General features: G+C 71.1%; 16 protein-coding genes. 12 read left to right on the top strand and 4 right to left on the bottom strand.

The features are described 5' to 3' along the window. Positions 1 to 8: 8 nt before the first annotated feature. The 4 genes from ACWGJB_RS26180 to ACWGJB_RS26165 all read left to right on the top strand — a co-directional run bounded on the left by ACWGJB_RS26180 (position 9) and on the right by ACWGJB_RS26165 (position 3423). Positions 9 to 923: a F0F1 ATP synthase subunit gamma gene (locus ACWGJB_RS26180; RefSeq protein ID WP_453382530.1), complete on the top strand. Its 915-nt coding sequence runs from the start codon at positions 9 to 11 to the stop codon at positions 921 to 923. Then, positions 923 to 2359, top strand: coding sequence for a F0F1 ATP synthase subunit beta (gene atpD / locus ACWGJB_RS26175; protein ID WP_351710508.1), 1437 nt, complete (start codon positions 923 to 925; stop codon positions 2357 to 2359). Before ACWGJB_RS26180 ends, atpD begins: the two co-directional genes overlap by 1 nt. Before the next feature lie 113 nt (positions 2360 to 2472). Continuing rightward, entirely contained in the window at positions 2473 to 2847 is a 375-nt protein-coding gene (locus tag ACWGJB_RS26170) for a F0F1 ATP synthase subunit epsilon (RefSeq protein WP_351710510.1), read from the top strand. A gap of 129 nt (positions 2848 to 2976) precedes the next feature. Next, the gene (locus ACWGJB_RS26165; RefSeq protein ID WP_453382529.1) at positions 2977 to 3423 is read left to right on the top strand and encodes a DUF2550 domain-containing protein; all 447 of its coding nucleotides are present in this window, start codon (positions 2977 to 2979) and stop codon (positions 3421 to 3423) included. A 60-nt stretch (positions 3424 to 3483) separates the two neighbouring features. Here ACWGJB_RS26165 and ACWGJB_RS26160 read toward each other — a convergent pair whose 3' ends face one another. After that, on the bottom strand, positions 3484 to 5307 hold the full coding sequence (locus tag ACWGJB_RS26160; protein ID WP_453382528.1) for a glycosyl hydrolase family 18 protein: 1824 nt from the start codon (positions 5305 to 5307) through the stop codon (positions 3484 to 3486). A gap of 348 nt (positions 5308 to 5655) precedes the next feature. Between ACWGJB_RS26160 and ACWGJB_RS26155 the strand changes: the two genes are divergently transcribed. The 4 genes from ACWGJB_RS26155 to ACWGJB_RS26140 are packed head-to-tail and all read left to right on the top strand — an operon-like array spanning position 5656 to position 8464. Beyond that, positions 5656 to 6351, top strand: a complete 696-nt coding sequence (locus ACWGJB_RS26155) for a response regulator transcription factor (RefSeq protein WP_453382527.1) — start codon at positions 5656 to 5658, stop codon at positions 6349 to 6351. Beyond that, positions 6348 to 7814, top strand: coding sequence for a sensor histidine kinase (locus ACWGJB_RS26150; RefSeq protein WP_453382526.1), 1467 nt, complete (start codon positions 6348 to 6350; stop codon positions 7812 to 7814). Before ACWGJB_RS26155 ends, ACWGJB_RS26150 begins: the two co-directional genes overlap by 4 nt. A 51-nt stretch (positions 7815 to 7865) precedes the next feature. After that, positions 7866 to 8267 (top strand): hypothetical protein, encoded by a 402-nt coding sequence (locus tag ACWGJB_RS26145; protein ID WP_450767293.1) that lies wholly within the window; start codon positions 7866 to 7868, stop codon positions 8265 to 8267. Beyond that, positions 8267 to 8464 (top strand): hypothetical protein, encoded by a 198-nt coding sequence (locus ACWGJB_RS26140; protein ID WP_453382525.1) that lies wholly within the window; start codon positions 8267 to 8269, stop codon positions 8462 to 8464. The genes ACWGJB_RS26145 and ACWGJB_RS26140 overlap by 1 nt, the downstream gene beginning before the upstream one ends. Positions 8465 to 8495: 31 nt before the next feature. Here ACWGJB_RS26140 and ACWGJB_RS26135 read toward each other — a convergent pair whose 3' ends face one another. The 3 genes from ACWGJB_RS26135 to ACWGJB_RS26125 are packed head-to-tail and all read right to left on the bottom strand — an operon-like array spanning position 8496 to position 10666. Beyond that, positions 8496 to 9083, bottom strand: coding sequence for a cob(I)yrinic acid a,c-diamide adenosyltransferase (locus tag ACWGJB_RS26135; protein ID WP_453382524.1), 588 nt, complete (start codon positions 9081 to 9083; stop codon positions 8496 to 8498). Positions 9084 to 9096: 13 nt separating this feature from the next. Then, on the bottom strand, positions 9097 to 9861 hold the full coding sequence (locus ACWGJB_RS26130; protein ID WP_453382523.1) for an ABC transporter permease: 765 nt from the start codon (positions 9859 to 9861) through the stop codon (positions 9097 to 9099). A gap of 19 nt (positions 9862 to 9880) precedes the next feature. Next, positions 9881 to 10666: an ABC transporter ATP-binding protein gene (locus ACWGJB_RS26125; RefSeq protein ID WP_453382522.1), complete on the bottom strand. Its 786-nt coding sequence runs from the start codon at positions 10664 to 10666 to the stop codon at positions 9881 to 9883. Between the two features lie 80 nt (positions 10667 to 10746). Here ACWGJB_RS26125 and ACWGJB_RS26120 point away from each other — a divergent pair, with 80 nt between their 5' ends. The 4 genes from ACWGJB_RS26120 (at position 10747) to ACWGJB_RS26105 (ending at position 15739) form a co-directional block, all read left to right on the top strand. Continuing rightward, positions 10747 to 11388, top strand: a complete 642-nt coding sequence (locus ACWGJB_RS26120; protein ID WP_453382521.1) for a TetR/AcrR family transcriptional regulator — start codon at positions 10747 to 10749, stop codon at positions 11386 to 11388. Between the two features lie 149 nt (positions 11389 to 11537). Further along, a complete protein-coding gene (locus ACWGJB_RS26115; protein WP_362175702.1) occupies positions 11538 to 12386 on the top strand; it encodes a 3-hydroxyacyl-CoA dehydrogenase family protein in 849 nt (282 codons plus the stop codon). A gap of 208 nt (positions 12387 to 12594) precedes the next feature. After that, positions 12595 to 12918 carry an STAS domain-containing protein gene (locus ACWGJB_RS26110; protein ID WP_453382520.1) on the top strand — a complete coding sequence of 108 codons (324 nt, stop codon included), beginning with the start codon at positions 12595 to 12597 and terminating at the stop codon, positions 12916 to 12918. A 319-nt stretch (positions 12919 to 13237) separates the two neighbouring features. Continuing rightward, the gene (locus ACWGJB_RS26105) at positions 13238 to 15739 is read left to right on the top strand and encodes an ATP-binding protein (protein WP_453382519.1); all 2502 of its coding nucleotides are present in this window, start codon (positions 13238 to 13240) and stop codon (positions 15737 to 15739) included. The last annotated feature ends 264 nt before the right edge of the window (positions 15740 to 16003 follow it).

Raw genomic sequence — 16003 nt, 5'->3', positions numbered from 1 at the left:
CCTGACTCATGGGAGCCCAGCTCCGGGTCTACAAGCGTCGCATCCGATCCGTCACCGCGACCAAGAAGATCACCAAGGCGATGGAGATGATCGCCGCCTCACGTGTGGTCAAGGCACAGCGCAAGGTGCGGGCCTCCGCGCCGTACGCGACCGAGCTCACCCGCGCGGTCACGGCGGTCGGTACGGGTTCGAACACCAAGCACCCGCTCACCACGGAGGCGGAGAACCCGACCCGTGCCGCGGTCCTGCTCCTCACGAGCGACCGCGGTCTGGCCGGTGCCTTCAACTCCAACGCCATCAAGTCCGCCGAGCAGCTGACGGCGCGTCTCGAGGCGGAGGGCAAGGAGGTCGACACGTACATCGTCGGCCGCCGCGGTCTGGCCCACTACAACTTCCGCGAGCGCAAGGTCGTGGAGTCGTGGTCGGGCTTCACCGACGAGCCCTCGTACGCGGACGCCAAGAAGGTCGCGGCGCCTCTGATCGAGGCCATCGAGACGGAGACGGCGGACGGCGGCGTGGACGAACTCCACATCGTCTACACCGAGTTCGTGTCGATGATGACGCAGACGGCGCTCGACGCCCGACTGCTGCCGCTGCGCCTCGAAGAGGTCGCGGAGGAGAGGCCCCCGGGCGAGATCCTCCCGCTGTACGACTTCGAGCCCTCGGCGGAAGACGTCCTCGACGCCCTTCTGCCGCGCTATGTGGAGAGCCGTATCTACAACGCGCTCCTCCAGTCGGCCGCTTCGAAGCACGCCGCCACGCGGCGCGCGATGAAGTCGGCGACCGACAACGCGGGCGAGCTGATCAACACGCTCTCCCGGCTTGCCAACGCGGCCCGCCAGGCCGAAATCACCCAGGAAATCAGCGAGATCGTCGGTGGCGCCAGCGCCCTGGCCGACGCGACCGCGGGGAGTGACCGCTAATGACCACCACTGTTGAGACCGCGACGGCCACGGGCCGCGTCGCCCGGGTCATCGGCCCGGTCGTCGACGTGGAGTTCCCCGTCGACGCGATGCCGGAGATCTACAACGCCCTGCACGTCGAGGTGGCCGACCCGGCCAACGCCGGCGAGAAGAAGATCCTGACCCTGGAGGTCGCCCAGCACCTGGGCGACGGCCTGGTCCGGACGATCTCGATGCAGCCCACCGACGGTCTGGTCCGCCAGGCCCCGGTCACCGACACCGGCGACGGCATCACCGTCCCGGTCGGCGACTTCACCAAGGGCAAGGTGTTCAACACCCTCGGTGAGGTGCTGAACGTCGACGAGCAGTACACGGGCGAGCGCTGGTCCATCCACCGCAAGGCCCCGAACTTCGACGAGCTCGAGTCGAAGACCGAGATGTTCGAGACCGGCGTCAAGGTCATCGACCTGCTGACCCCGTACGTCAAGGGCGGCAAGATCGGTCTGTTCGGCGGTGCCGGCGTCGGCAAGACGGTGCTCATCCAGGAGATGATCTACCGCGTCGCCAACAACCACGACGGTGTCTCCGTGTTCGCCGGTGTCGGCGAGCGCACGCGTGAGGGCAACGACCTCATCGAGGAGATGGCGGACTCGGGCGTCATCGACAAGACCGCCCTTGTCTTCGGCCAGATGGACGAGCCCCCGGGCACCCGTCTGCGCGTGGCCCTCGCGGGTCTGACCATGGCGGAGTACTTCCGCGATGTGCAGAAGCAGGACGTGCTGTTCTTCATCGACAACATCTTCCGCTTCACGCAGGCCGGTTCCGAGGTCTCGACCCTGCTCGGCCGCATGCCCTCCGCCGTGGGCTACCAGCCGAACCTGGCCGACGAGATGGGTCTCCTGCAGGAGCGCATCACCTCGACCCGTGGTCACTCGATCACCTCGATGCAGGCGATCTACGTCCCCGCGGACGACCTGACCGACCCGGCCCCGGCCACCACGTTCGCCCACCTCGACGCGACGACGGTGCTCTCCCGTCCGATCTCCGAGAAGGGCATCTACCCGGCCGTGGACCCGCTGGACTCCACGTCCCGGATCCTGGACCCGCGCTACATCGCGGCGGACCACTACGCCACCGCCATGCGCGTCAAGACGGTCCTGCAGAAGTACAAGGACCTCCAGGACATCATCGCGATCCTCGGTATCGACGAGCTCGGCGAGGAGGACAAGCTCGTCGTCCACCGGGCCCGTCGCGTGGAGCGCTTCCTGTCCCAGAACACCCACGTCGCCAAGCAGTTCACCGGCGTCGACGGGTCGGACGTGCCGCTGGACGAGTCGATCGTGGCCTTCAACGCGATCATCGACGGCGAGTACGACCACTTCCCGGAGCAGGCGTTCTTCCTGTGCGGTGGCATCGAGGACCTCAAGGCCAACGCCAAGGAGCTGGGCGTCTCCTGAACTCACCTGAGTTCGTGTGAGGGGGCGGGCGCGTCCCGCCCCCTCACTCACGCCCATTAGACTTGTATCCAACACCCGGTGATCCCACCGGGTGGTGACCCGAGGAGCCACCTTTGGCTGCTGAGCTGCATGTCGAGCTGGTCGCCGCCGACCGTCAGGTCTGGTCCGGCGAGGCGACCCTGGTCGTCGCGCGCACCACGTCCGGCGACATCGGCGTCATGCCCGGTCACCAGCCGCTGCTGGGTGTGCTGGAGTCGGGCCCGGTGACCATCCGTACGAGTGAAGGTGGGACGGTCGTCGCCGCGGTGCACGGCGGTTTCATCTCGTTCGCGGACAACAAACTGTCGCTGCTGGCCGAGATCGCCGAGCTCTCGGACGAGATCGACGTCCAGCGCGCGGAGCGGGAGCTGGAGCGCGCGAAGGCGGAGGGCGACGCCACTGCCGAGCGACGCGCCGACGTCCGACTGCGGGCGGCGACGTCTCGCTGACACACTGCGCGTATGCGTTGACGTAACTCAGCCGCGGCTGGGACCGGAGCCATCCGGTCCCAGCCGCGGCTGAGGTAGATCTGGGTCTTTTTACGTTCCATTACCTAGGAGACGAGGAGGTCGGTGCCGATGGTCCTCGCTCTGACTGTGTGCGGAATCGTGGTCGCGCTCGTGGTGGTGGGACTCTTCCTGTTCGGGCTGCGGCGCAGACTGATCCAGCGCTCCGGCGGCACCTTCGACTGTTCGCTGCGCTGGGACGTCCCCGAGAAACCGGACACCAACGGCAAGGGCTGGAGCTACGGCGTCGCCCGCTACAACGGCGACAGCGTCGAGTGGTACCGGGTCTTCTCCTACGCCTACCGGCCCCGCCGGGTCCTGGAACGCGACCGGATCGAGGTGGCCGGCCGCCGCCTCCCGGAGGGCGAGGAGGAACTGGCGCTGCTCTCCGATGCGGTGATCCTCACCTGTCTCCATCGGGGCATCCGCCTCGAACTCGCCATGAGCGAAGACGCGCTGACCGGATTCCTCGCGTGGCTGGAAGCAGCCCCGCCCGGACAGCGGGTGAATGTGGCTTAACCACATTCGCCCTTCCCCGGACGGAGTCCGGGGAAGGGCGAATCTTGCTCAGGTGGGTTACTACAGGTTCGAGTTGATGGCGCTCACCAGTTCGCCGTCGCTGGTGTCACCGCTGAAGTCCCAGAAGAACGCGCCGCCGAGACTCTGGGACTTGGCCCAGCTCATCTTCCCGGCGATCGTCGAAGGCGTGTCGTAGGACCACCAGTTGCTGCCGCAGTGCGCGTACGCCGTGCCCGCGACGGTGCCGGTGACCGGGCAGGACGTCTTGAGCACCTTGTAGTCCTCGATGCCCTGCTCGTAGGTGCCCGGCGCCGGACCGGTCGCCGTACCGCCCGGCGCGTCCTGCGTCACGCCCGTCCAGCCGCGGCCGTAGAAGCCGATGCCGATCAGCAGCTTGCTCGCGGGGACGCCCTTCGCCTTGTACTTGGCGATCGCGTCGGCCGTGGTGAAGCCGGGCGTCGGGATGCCGGTGTAGGTGGTGAGCGGGGAGTGCGGGGCGGTCGGGCCGTCCGCGTCGAAGGCGCCGAAGAAGTCGTACGTCATCACGTTGTACCAGTCGACGTACTGGGCCGCGCCCGCGTAGTCCGCGGCGTCGATCTTGCCGCCGGAGGTGCCGTCCGCGGTGGTGGCCGCGGTGACCAGGTTGTTCGAGCCGAACTTGGCGCGCAGCGCGGCCATCAGGTTCTTGTAGGCCGCGGCCCCGCTGGTGTCGCAGCTCAGCCCGCAGGCGTTCGGGTACTCCCAGTCGATGTCGATGCCGTCGAAGACATCGGCCCAGCGCGGGTCCTCGACCAGGTTGTAGCAGGAGTCGGCGAACGCGGTCGGGTTGGCCGCGGCCTGGGCGAAGCCGCCGGACCAGGTCCAGCCGCCGAAGGACCACAGGACCTTGATGTTCGGGTACTTGGCCTTCAGCTCGCGCAGCTGGTTGAAGTTGCCGGCCAGCGGCTGGTCCCAGGTGTCGGCGGCACCGCTGACCGACTGGTCGGCGGTGAACGTCTTCTGGTAGTCGGCGTAGGCGTCGCCGATGGCGCACTGGCCGTTGGTGACGTTGCCGAAGGCGTAGTTGATGTGCGTGATCTTCGCGGCCGATCCCGACGTCACCAGGTTCTTGACGTTGTAGTTGCGGCCGTAGATGCCCCACTCGGTGAAGTAGCCGAGCTTGACCTTGGAGCCGGTGGTCGGGGGAGTGGTCGTACCGCCCGTGGTGTGGACGGAGACCGCGCCGCTGACCGGACCGGTCTGGTTCGCGGTGTCGCGGGCCTGGACCGTGTAGGAGTAGTCGGTACCGGCCGTGAGACCCGTGTCGGTGTACGACGTGGTGGTCACCGTGGAGACGACCCTGCCGTCGCGCAGCACGTCGTAGTTCTTGACGCCCTTGTCGTCGGTGGCGGCGGACCAGCTCAGCTTCACCGAGGTGTCGGCGATGGCGGAGGCGGTCGGGGTGCCGGGCGCGGAGGGCGCCGTGTCACCGGGGACGGTGGTGCCGCCGTCACAACTGGCGCCGTTGAGAAGGCAGTTGCTCGGGGCGCCGGAACCCGCGCCGTTGAAGCCGAAGGAGACCGAGGCGCCGGGGGCGATGGAGCCGTTGTAGGACTTGTTCTTGGCGGTCCAGTGGGTGCCGGAGGAGGTGACGTCCGCGTCCCAGGCGGAGGTGACCGAGGTGCCGGAGGGGTAGTCCCACTCGACGGTCCAGGAACTGATCGACGTGGTACCGGTGTTCTTGACGGTCCACTGGCCGCCGAAGCCGGTGCCCCAGTCCTGGGTCTTGGTGTAGGTGGCGGTGGCGGTCGTCGCGGCCTGGGCGGGGGCCGCGAGGCCGACCAGGCCGGCCAGGGGGAGCAACAGGGTCGCGAACCCTGCCGCGGCTCTGTGTCTGAAGCGCATCGTGCGCCTCCTATGGGGAGTTGGGGGGTGCGACTGAGCCTTCGCACCCACAGTGCCGCGAGAATAGAAAGGTCTGGACCACCGGTCAATAGGTCTGGACCACTATCCGGAAGCGGGTGCCGGCCGCCCAACTCCTCCGCCGGTGGCGCCGCTTGCCCCGGCTGTGTGGCTCTGGCCCGCCCGGCGGCCGACTGACGTGCGTCTTCGCCGTGGCCTCGGCCGGCTCCGGCCGGCCCGCGACACCGCCCCCGGACGGCCTGCCGTACCCGAGGCGGATCGACGGATCCCTCGGCCGGCCGCCCGAACGGGGACCGTACGCTGGCCGGACACCGAGCGAGGGAGGCGGGCATGAGCGAGGCGGACCGGCCGGGGGCCGTGCTGGTCGTGGACGACGACGCGGCCATCCGGCGCTCCCTGGAGCGCGGGCTGCGGCTGAGCGGCTTCGCGGTGCGCACGGCGGAGAGCGGACCGCAGGCCCTGGCCGCCGTCCGGGACGCCCCGCCGGACGTGCTTGTCCTCGATGTCTCGATGCCCGGCATGAGCGGCATCGAGGTCTGTGAACGGCTCCGTGACGACGGTCAGGACCTTCCCGTCCTCATGCTCTCCGCGCTGGACGAGACCGCCGACCGGATAGCCGGACTCCAGGCGGGCGGCGACGACTACCTGGTCAAGCCGTTCGCGCTGCAGGAACTGGTGCTGCGGCTGCGCGCGCTGCTGCGCCGCCGGCCGCCCGCCGGGCGGGAGGTGCTGCGGGTGGCCGGGCTGGTCATCGACCCGGCGGCCCGCACCGCCGCGCGGGACGAACGGCCCCTGGACCTGACCCGCCGCGAGTTCGAACTCCTCGAGGTGCTCGCCCGCAACGCCGGGCTGGTCCTCACCCGGGACCAGCTCCTGGACCGGGTGTGGGGCTACGACTTCGACGTGCGCACCGACACCGTCGACACGTTCGTCAGCTATCTGCGCCGCAAACTGGAGGCGGACGGGCGGCCCAGGCTGGTGCACACCGTACGCGGCGTGGGTTTCGTGCTGAGGGAGGAGCCGTGAGGCTCTCCACCCGCATCGGCCTCGCCGTCGGGGTGACCGTGCCGCTGCTGGTGCTGGCCTCCGGCTGGCTGCTGCTCCAGCTGGTCGACCACGACCTGCACAGCGCCGAGGACGACCACCTCCGGGCCCGCGCCACCGCCGTGGCCCCGGACGCCCGCGCCCTGCTGCGGGCCAGCGCGGGCGGCCGGCCCAAGGCGGCCGACACCAGGGAACGACAGCTGTTCAGCGCGGCCCTGGACGTCGGCGTACGGGTCGTCGCACCGGACGGCACCTTCAGCGGCGGCCCCCAGCCGGACGCCTCGGTCCGGCTGCCGGACCGGGCGGCCCGCACCCCGGTCACCGTCCGGGACGGCGGCACCAGCTGGCGGGCCCTGTCACGGCCGATCACCACCGCCCGCGGCTCGGGCACCCTGTGGGTCTTCGCGCCCAACGCCGCCGACCAGGCCCAACTCCGTCTCGTCCGGCGCCGCGTGCTCGCCACCACCCTGCTCGCCGCCCCCCTCTCCGGCCTGCTCGCCTGGGGCATCGCCACCGGCGCCACCGGCCCCCTGCGCCGCCTCGGCCGCCGTGCCGCCGGCCTCGACCCGCGCACCAGCGCCACCCGGCTGCACCACGAACCGACCGGCGTCACCGAGGTCGACGACCTGGCCGCCACCCTCCAGAAAGCCCTCGCCCGCTACGACGAACAGGCCGCCCGCACCGCCGAAGCCCTGGACACCGCCCGCTCCTTCTCCTCGGCCGCCGCCCACGAGCTGCGCACCCCGCTCATGAGCCTGGGCACCAACCTCGACATCCTCGTCGCGCATCCCGACCTCGCCGAGCCGGACCGCGCCGAGGTCCTCACCGACCTGCGTCACGAGCACGCCCGGCTGTTCGGTCTGCTGGTGATGCTGCGCGAGCTGGGGCGCGGCGACCTGGTGGAGGCGGAAGCGCTCCGGACCGTAGACCTCTCCGAGGTCGCCGACGCGGCGGTGGCCGAGGCCCGGCGGCGCACCCCGGACGCCCTGATCACCGTCGACGCGGCCCCCGGGCTCACGGTCCACGGCTGGGAACCGGGCCTGCGGCTGCTGCTCGACAACCTGCTGGCCAACGCGCTGGCCCACGGCCGGGACGCGGACGGCCGGGCATGCGTGGGGGTCGGGCTGCGGAGCGCGGGCGAGCAGGTCGTGATCACCGTCGACGACCACGGACCCGGCGTGCCGCCCGGGGAGCGGGGCCGCGTCTTCGAGCGGTTCCGGCGCGGGCCGGGCAGCACCGGCTCCGGGCTCGGCCTGACTCTGGTGGCCCAGCAGACGGCACTGCACCAGGGCGAGGTCACGGTCACCGGCGGTCCGGACGGCTCCGGCGCCCGCTTCCAGGTGCGCATGCCCCGGGCCGGCGGCGAACTGCCCGCCCACCGGGACTGGCTGATCGACACAGCCGGGGCAAACCGGTCACAGAGTTTCCCCAAAGACGGTCCCTAGCGTCCGTCGCGTCGGGCGGACCACGGGACCGCCCGGGGAACGGAGGCAGAGATGTATGTACGACGAAGGCGGCGCACCCTCCTCGTGGGGCTGGCGGCGGCCGCGCTGATGACGACCGGCACCGGCGTGGCGACGGCCGACAGCACGCCGGCCCCGGCGGCGACGCCGACCGGTGACGGCGCACAGGCGCTGTGCAAGCGGGCGCCGAAGATCGACCGGCGCATCGACCGCGCGCTGCAGCGGCTGAACGCCGGGGCGGACCGGCGCGGTTCGATCGCCCGGTTGCAGCAGCGGGTGGACAACGCGAAGGCGGCGGGGCACAGCGAGGTCGCCACTTATCTGCAGGACCGGCTGACCTTCCGCAAGTCCCTCGTCCCCACCCTCCGGCAGCGGCAGAGCGATCTGGCCGACGTCCGGACGTGGTGCCGGAACAACGACGCGGGCGCGAGCTGATGCGCCCGAGGCTCGCGGCCGTCGCGGTCGCCCTCCTCGCGGGGCTCTGCGTCGGCTGCGCCCACGACGGCGGTACGGCGCAGCACGCCCCCGCGACCCCCTCCGGCTACCCGGAGATGCAGCAGAAGGTGGCCGCGGCCGAGTCCGCGGTCGCGCGGGCGGACAGCGACGCGGCCCAGGACGACACCGGCCGCTGAGCAGCGGGGGAGGGGCGGGGACCGCCCGGACTCAGCGCTCCCCGCCCGGCACCCACAGCACGTCCCCGACGTCCTTGTTGGCCGTGCGGGCGAGAATGAACAGCAGGTCCGACAGCCGGTTGAGGTAGGTCGCGGCCAGCGGGTTCATGCCGCCGTCCTTTCCCTGGGTGCCGTGCACCTCCAGCGCGGCCCACGTCGACCGCTCGGCCCGCCGCACGACCGTGCAGGCCTGGTGGAGCAGGGCCGCGCCGGGGGTGCCGCCGGGCAGGATGAACGAACGGAGCTTCTCCAGCCGCTCGTTGAAGCGGTCGCAGTCCGCCTCCAGCCTGTCGATGTAGAACTGCTCGACCCGCAGCGGCGGGAACTGCGGGTTCTCCACGACCGGCGTCGACAGGTCCGCCCCCACGTCGAACAGGTCGTTCTGCACCCGGGTGAGCACCTTGACGACCTCCTCGTCCAGCCCGCCCAGCGCGATCGCCGTGCCGATCGCCGCGTTCGCCTCGTTGGCGTCCGCGTACGCCGAGATCCGCAGATCGGTCTTGGCGACCCGGCTCATGTCCCCGAGAGCGGTGCTGCCCTGGTCGCCGGTCCTGGTGTAGATGCGCGTCAGATTGACCATGCGACCAGCGTAGTTACGCTCCGGCCGTCCGGAACGCGCGTGTGCCCACCGTCACGGCGAGTGTCGTGAAGGCGACGGCGACCAGCACGCCGTACAGCATGTGGGCGGTCGTGTACGCACCGGCGTACGCGTCGCGCATCGCGTCCACCAGGTAGCGGAACGGGACGAGGTGCGAGAGGACGTCCAGCCAGGCGGGGCCCAGCGAGATCGGCAGCATCAGGCCGGAGAGCAGCATCGAGGGCATGGTGACCGCGTTGATCACCGGGCCGAACTCCTGCGGGGTGCTCACCCGCATCGCCGCCGCGTACGACAGCGAGCCCAGCGCGACCGTGAGGAGTGCCACGAAGCCGAAGCCGATGAACACGCCCGGCAGCGGGGCGCGCAGCCCCAGCGGCAGCGCGGCCAGGACCAGCAGCACCGCCTGGAAGACGATCACCGTGGCGTCCCGCAGCACCCGGCCGAGCAGCAGGGCCGGCCGGCTGACCGGAGTCACCCGCATCCGCTCCACGACCCCCTGCGCCTTCTCGACGATGACTCCGAAGCCGGCGAAGGCGGCACCGAACAGGCCGAGTTGGAGCAGCAGTCCGGGGACGAGCACCTGCCAGGAGCTGCTCCGGCCGCCCAGGGGCAGCCGGGTCAGCAGCGGGCCGAAGAACAGCAGATACAACAGGGGCATCAGCAGGCCGAAGAGCAGTGCGAGCGGCGAGTGCAGGGACTGACGCAGACAGCGGCCGTAGACCAGCGCGGTGTCGCGGACGAACGTCATCGGGATCCTCATGGGGGTCCTCATCGGGCTCCTATACGGCGACGGGGGCGGGGTCGGCCGGGGCGGGGCTGCGGCCGGTAATGGCGAGGAACGCGTCCTGGAGGGAGGCGTCGGGAGAGCCGCCGTGGCGGAGCCTGAGGGCGGCCGGGGTGCCCTCGGCCGCGACCTCGCCGCGGTCGACGATCACCAGCCGGTCGGCCAGGGCGTCCGCCTCGTCCAGGTAGTGGGTGGTCAGGAAGACCGTCGTGCCGTGCTCGTCGCGCAGCCGCCGGACCAGGTCCCACAGACCGGCGCGGCTGCCCGGGTCCAGGCCGGTGGTCGGCTCGTCGAGGAACAGCACGCGAGGGCGGTGCGTCAGCGCCAGCGCGATGTCCAGGCGGCGCCGCTGACCACCGGACAGCGTGGCGACCCTGTGGTCGAGGAGGTCGGCGACCCCCAGGTCGAGCGCCAACTCCTCGGCGCGAGCCGTCGCCTGAGCCCTCGTCAGCCGGTAAAGGCGGCCCTGGGTGACCAGTTCCTCCCGGGCGGCGAGCTGTCCGTCGACCCCGCTCGACTGGGCGACGTAACCGCAGGCGGCGCGCACGCCCGCCGGGTCGGAGGCCAGATCACGGCCCGCCACCGTGGCGCTGCCGCCGGTCGGGGCGAGCAGGGTGGTGAGCATGCGCAGGGTGGTGGTCTTGCCGGCGCCGTTCGGCCCGAGGAAGCCGAGGATCTCGCCCTCGTGGATGGTGAGGTCGATGCCGCGGACCGCCTCTACGGGGCCGCGTTTCGTCTGGAAGGTACGGGCCAGTCCGGCCGCGCTGATGACTGCTGTCATGGCGTCCAGAAAAACAGAGTCTCTTAAAGTTTGCAATGACTCCAAGATTTCATGCTGCCCAGAACGGCTAGGATCCGGACATGGCAGAGGGGCTCAGGGAGCGGAAGAAACGGCAGACCCGGCAGTACATCTCGGACATGGCCACCGGGCTGTTCCTCGAGCGCGGCTTCGGCGCGGTGACCGTCGCGGAGATCGCGGAAGCCGCCGACGTCTCCGTGAACACCGTCTACAACTACTTCCCGGCCAAGGAGGACCTCTTCCTCGACCGGGCCGCCGGAATGGTGGACCGGCTCTCGCGCTGGGTGCGCGGCCGGGACCCGGGGGAGTCCGCCGCCCGGGCCGTCCTGCGTGAACTGCGTCGCGAGGTCGAGGCGGTGTCGCCGGGCATCGGCCTGGCCGCGGGCTACGACCGCTTCATGCGCGTCCTGCATGACGCGCCCGCCCTGCGCTCCCGGCTGTGGGGCATGCAGCAGCAGGTCCGGGAGTGCCTGGAGCAGACCCTGCGCGAGGAGGCCGGTGCCCCTGCCGGCGACCCGCTGCCGGCCCTGATCGCGGGTCAGATCGACTGGGCCCATCAGGCCGTCATGGCGGCCATCGGGCGGGCGATGCTCGAAAAGCGTGATCCGGGTGAAGTGTCCAGAGAAGTCCTGGTCCTCCTGGACGACATCGAGGAGCTGTTGAGCGAGAAGGTGCTCAACTACGCGGTACGTGGCCGGGAATGAACCTTGCCGCAGGGCACGGCTGACGAGACGTGACGGTTGTCTCACGCCCTGAGACCGTGACACGCATTACTTACCGGGTTTCCCGGCCCCTCACGAGCGCTAGGGTCCCGCCCAAGAGGCATACCTCAACAGCGTGTAAGGGGAGCGGAGTGGCACGGAAGCTTGCCGTCATCGGTGCCGGCCTGATGGGTTCCGGCATCGCCCAGGTCGCCGCGCAGGGCGGCTGGGACGTGGTCCTGCGGGACGTCACCGACGAGGCGCTGGACCGTGCCGTGGGGGGCATCCAGGCCTCGTACGACAAGTTCGTGAGCAAGGGGAAGCTGGAGGCGCACGACGCCGACGCCGCCCTGGCCCGCATCACCACGACCACCGACCTGGACGCGGTCGCCGACGCCGACATCGTCGTCGAGGCCGTCTTCGAGAAGCTGGAGGTCAAGCACGAGATCTTCCGTGCGCTCGACAAGATCGTGCGCCCGGACGCCGTGCTCGCCTCCAACACCTCCGCCATCCCGATCACCAAGATCGCGGCGGCCACCGAGCACCCCGAGCGGGTCGTCGGCGTCCACTTCTTCTCGCCGGTGCCGATGATGCAGCTCGTGGAACTGGTCCGGGGCTACAAGACCAGCGACGAAACCCTCGCCACCGCACGGGAGTTCGCCGAGTCCACCGGCAAGACCTGCATCGTCGTCAACCGGGACGTCGCCGGCTTCGTGACAACCCGGCTGATCTCGGCGCTCGTCGTCGAGGCCACCAAGCTGTACGAGTCGGGCGTCGCCACCGCCGAGGACATCGACCTGGCCTGCAAGCTGGGCTTCGGTCACGCCATGGGCCCGCTGGCCACGGCGGACCTCACCGGCGTCGACATCCTGCTGCACGCCACCGGCAACATCTACACCGAGTCGCAGGACGAGAAGTTCGCCCCGCCGGAGTTGATGCGCCGGATGGTTGACGCCGGTGACATCGGACGCAAGAGCGGGCAGGGCTTCTACACGTACTGAGACATCAGTGCGTCATCAGCCCGGCACCCGTACCCAGAGCCTCTGAACCGCCTCCGAAAACGCACAGGCCCCGAGAGTTTCACTCTCGGGGGTGAATTCGGTATCGGTTCGCTTACAGATGGCAACCTCTGACCGTCGAACGCAGTCAGACGTTGCATCTCCGGACATCACTTTCACGGAGTAGGACACGCACTCTCGGGGAGCGCATATGCACATCAGGGGCGACCACGCCGAGCTGGTCGTCGGGGGCCGCCTCGACGTTCGCAGCGCGGCGGACGCCCGTACGGTCCTGCACTCGGCCGTCGACGACGGAGTCGGCGATCTGGTGCTGGACCTGTCCGAGCTGGACTCCTGGGACGCCACCGGACTCGGGGTGATCATGGGGGCCCACCGGCGGGCCGGCCGCTGCGGCCGCCGTCTGGTGCTGCGCGGCGTACCGCCGCAGATGCAGCGCCTGCTGGTGGCCACCAGGCTGCACCGGATCCTGGCGATCGAGGGGGGTATCGGGGTGGAGTCGTCGCCCCGGGTCTGACCCCGGGACCGGGGTGTCACGCCTGCCCCGGGTGTGCGGCGGCGAACGGGTGGGACACGGTGTGGACCGGGCGACGGGGGAGACCCGGACGGACCGCGCACAAGCGAATGTCGTGCGCAATCCTCACGAGACTGTGATGTCTTGGACGGCGCGGTACCCCGGACTGTCGTAGATACTGTGCGAAGGTTTAGGGTTCGGTCGCCCGCTGCCTTGTCACCCTTCGAGCGCGGGCCCGGACCAGAAGCGACAGCGCAGTGTGCAACAGGCCGGGAGGGGCCCGCATTCACGGCACACCACGCTTTTGGGGGGCTAGGAACCTATGGACCCGATCAACCCGGGACCCGAGGCGTACGGCCACGACGGCGACGGCACCACGCCGCGCCAGCGCCCGCCGAGGGAATCCCTCACCAACGACTTCGGCCAGAGCGCGTCGGCGCTCGTCCGCACGGCGCGGCTGGTCTCCGGCGACTTCCTGCTGACCGTGAACCCGGTCGACGGCAGCGAGATAGAACCCTGCCCGCCGACCGAACGCCCCGCCAGACCGGAGAAGCGCACCGCCGCCGAACGCGCCGAGTACGAACGCGCCGCCCGGCCGCCGGTGCCGCCCGGTCCCGCCCAGCCCGAGCTGCCGCTCCTGGAGCGCCAGGACGACCGCGAGCGTCTGGTACGGCTCCTCGCCCGCGGCCGCTCCGTCCGGCTCACCGGCCCCTCGGGCTCCGGCCGCACCGCGCTCCTCGACCTGGTCGCCGACGACTGCTCGGACCTCGCCCCCGACGGCGTGGTCCGCCTCAACGGCTTCCACCGCACGCCCGCGGACCTGCTCCACGACCTCTTCTACGCCGTCTACAAGGCGCCCGCGCACCGGCCCGACCACGACGAACTCCTCGAACTGGTCCGTGAGATCGGCGCGGTCGTCGTCCTCGACGACATCGAGTTCGGCGGCTCCGGGCTCGACGAGCTGGTCGACGCCACCCCGGAGTGCGCCTTCCTCATCGCCGCCACTCCGGACGTGCCGGCGCCCACCGTCGACTCGGCCGTCGAGGAGGTCTTCCTCAGCGGCCTGGAGCGGGCCGGGGGAGTGGACATCCTGGAGCGCGCGGTCGGCCGGGTGCTCAGCGAGGAGGAGGCCAACTGGGCCGGCGACCTCTGGTTCGAGTCCGAGGGCCTGCCGCTGCGATTCGTCCAGGCAGGCGCGCTGCTGCGCCAGCGCGACCAGCTGCGGGCCAGCACCGGCGCCGTCGACGAGCTCGGCGTCTTCGCGTCCGAGCTGTCCGACATGTCGGTCGAAGTGCCCTTCGACGCCGAGGCGACCGAAGAGGTCCCGCTGCCGTCCCTCGGCGAGGCCGCCGCGCCCGCCCCGCTGCTCGCCGCCCGCCTCAGCGCCTCCGCCCGCGCCACCCTGCGCTTCGCGGTCGCCCTCGGCGGTGAGGTCCCGCACCAGGCCCATCTGCCCGCCCTGGTCGGCGACACCCACGCGGACGCCGCCCTCGGTGAACTGGCGGGCTGCGGACTGGTCTCCCCGGTCGGCTCCCGCTACCGGCTCGCCGCGGGCGTCCAGCAGCAGCTGGAGGCCGCCGGATACGCCGACGACATCGACGCCCAGGCCCTGACCGCCGGCCAGCACTACTCCTGGTGGGCCGGCCACCCCTCCGTCACCCCCGACCGGGTGTGCGCCGAGGCGGACGCCGTCCTCGCCGCCCTGGCGGTTCTCGTCCCGGCCACCGTGCCGCCGGCCGAGGACGAGGAGTCCACGCCGGTACGACTGGCCCGCACGGCCGCGCCCGCGTTCGCGGCCGGGCTGCACTGGAGCGCGTGGGAACGTGCGCTGCGGGCCGGTGCGGAGGCCGCCCGTCTGGCCGGCGAGGTAGGTGAACAAGCCTATTTCCACCACGATTTGGGGATACTCGCGCTCTGCGGCGACCAGCTGGACCGGGCCCGGGCGGAGCTGGAGGCCTCCATCGGGCTGCGCGGAGCGCTCTCCGACAAGCGGGGTACGACGGCCGGCCGACGTGCGCTGGCGCTGGTCGCCGACCGTTCGGGCGAGGTGATTCCCAGCCTCGCCGCGATGGCGGGCGACGAGATCCCCGACGCCCGCCACGAGGAGTCCATATCCCCGGCGGGCGGTGTCACGACGCCCTTCCCGGCCGTCCACTCCCCGCTCTCGGAGACGCTGGTCACCCGCCGCGTCCCGGAGCACTCGCCGGCGGCGCAGGGCGGCGGCGGACTGGTACGCATGGCCCGCCGCAACCTGGTGGCGGTGGGCTCGGGCGTCCTCCTCACCGCGGTCCTCGGCACGGTGGTGGGGCTCGGCATGACCTCCCACGACAACGCCGACAACCCGGCCAACAACGTGAGCGTCAACCCGTCGGCGAGCGAGGGCACGGGCGACGGCAGTCTGGGCGCCGATCCCAAGCAGTCGTCGGGTACGGGCGACACGGGCACGGCGACCACCAAACCGACGGACCCCGGCCCCGACGGCACGCTCGGCACGTCGGACGACCCGACGCCACCGTCGGACGAGGTGACGCCTTCGGCTACTCCGACGGGAACGAAGAGCTCTTCCGGTGGCGGTACGACTCACTCGCCGTCCAAGTCGCCGTCGCCGACACGGTCGACCACGAAGTCACCGTCGCCGACCCCTTCGAAGTCGACCGAGTCACCGACGCCGAGCGATTCGCCTTCGCCCTCGTCGTCGGGCCCGACCGACACCCCCAGCACAACCGACTCGGCCAGCGGCCCGACCTCCGACTCCCCGACCGTCACGACGTCGAGCGCGGCGGAGGGCACCACTCCCGGCACCGCGACCGGCACGGTGATCTGACCCGGCCAACCGCCCACCCCGAACTCCCACGCCCGTCCCGGCTTCCGGTGGCCGCTCCGGCTTCCGGCGCCCGCCCCGTTTTCCGCCGCAGCGGTGCTCAACCACCAGGGTGCGGGCCGGTGGTGCCGAACCCGGTTCAGGCCGTTCCGGCACCGCCGGCCACCGCCGCACGGGCTGAGCACCCGAGCGGGGGTAAAGTGGGGGGGGGGGCCCCCGGTGATGGGGGGGGGGGCGGGGGGGTGGGGGGGGGCAAGTGGACCGGGT

This window comes from Streptomyces sp. NPDC054813 (genome assembly GCF_053611365.1).
The sequence above is the reverse complement of the archived record's forward strand: the minus strand, read 5'-3'. Positions and strand labels throughout refer to the sequence as shown.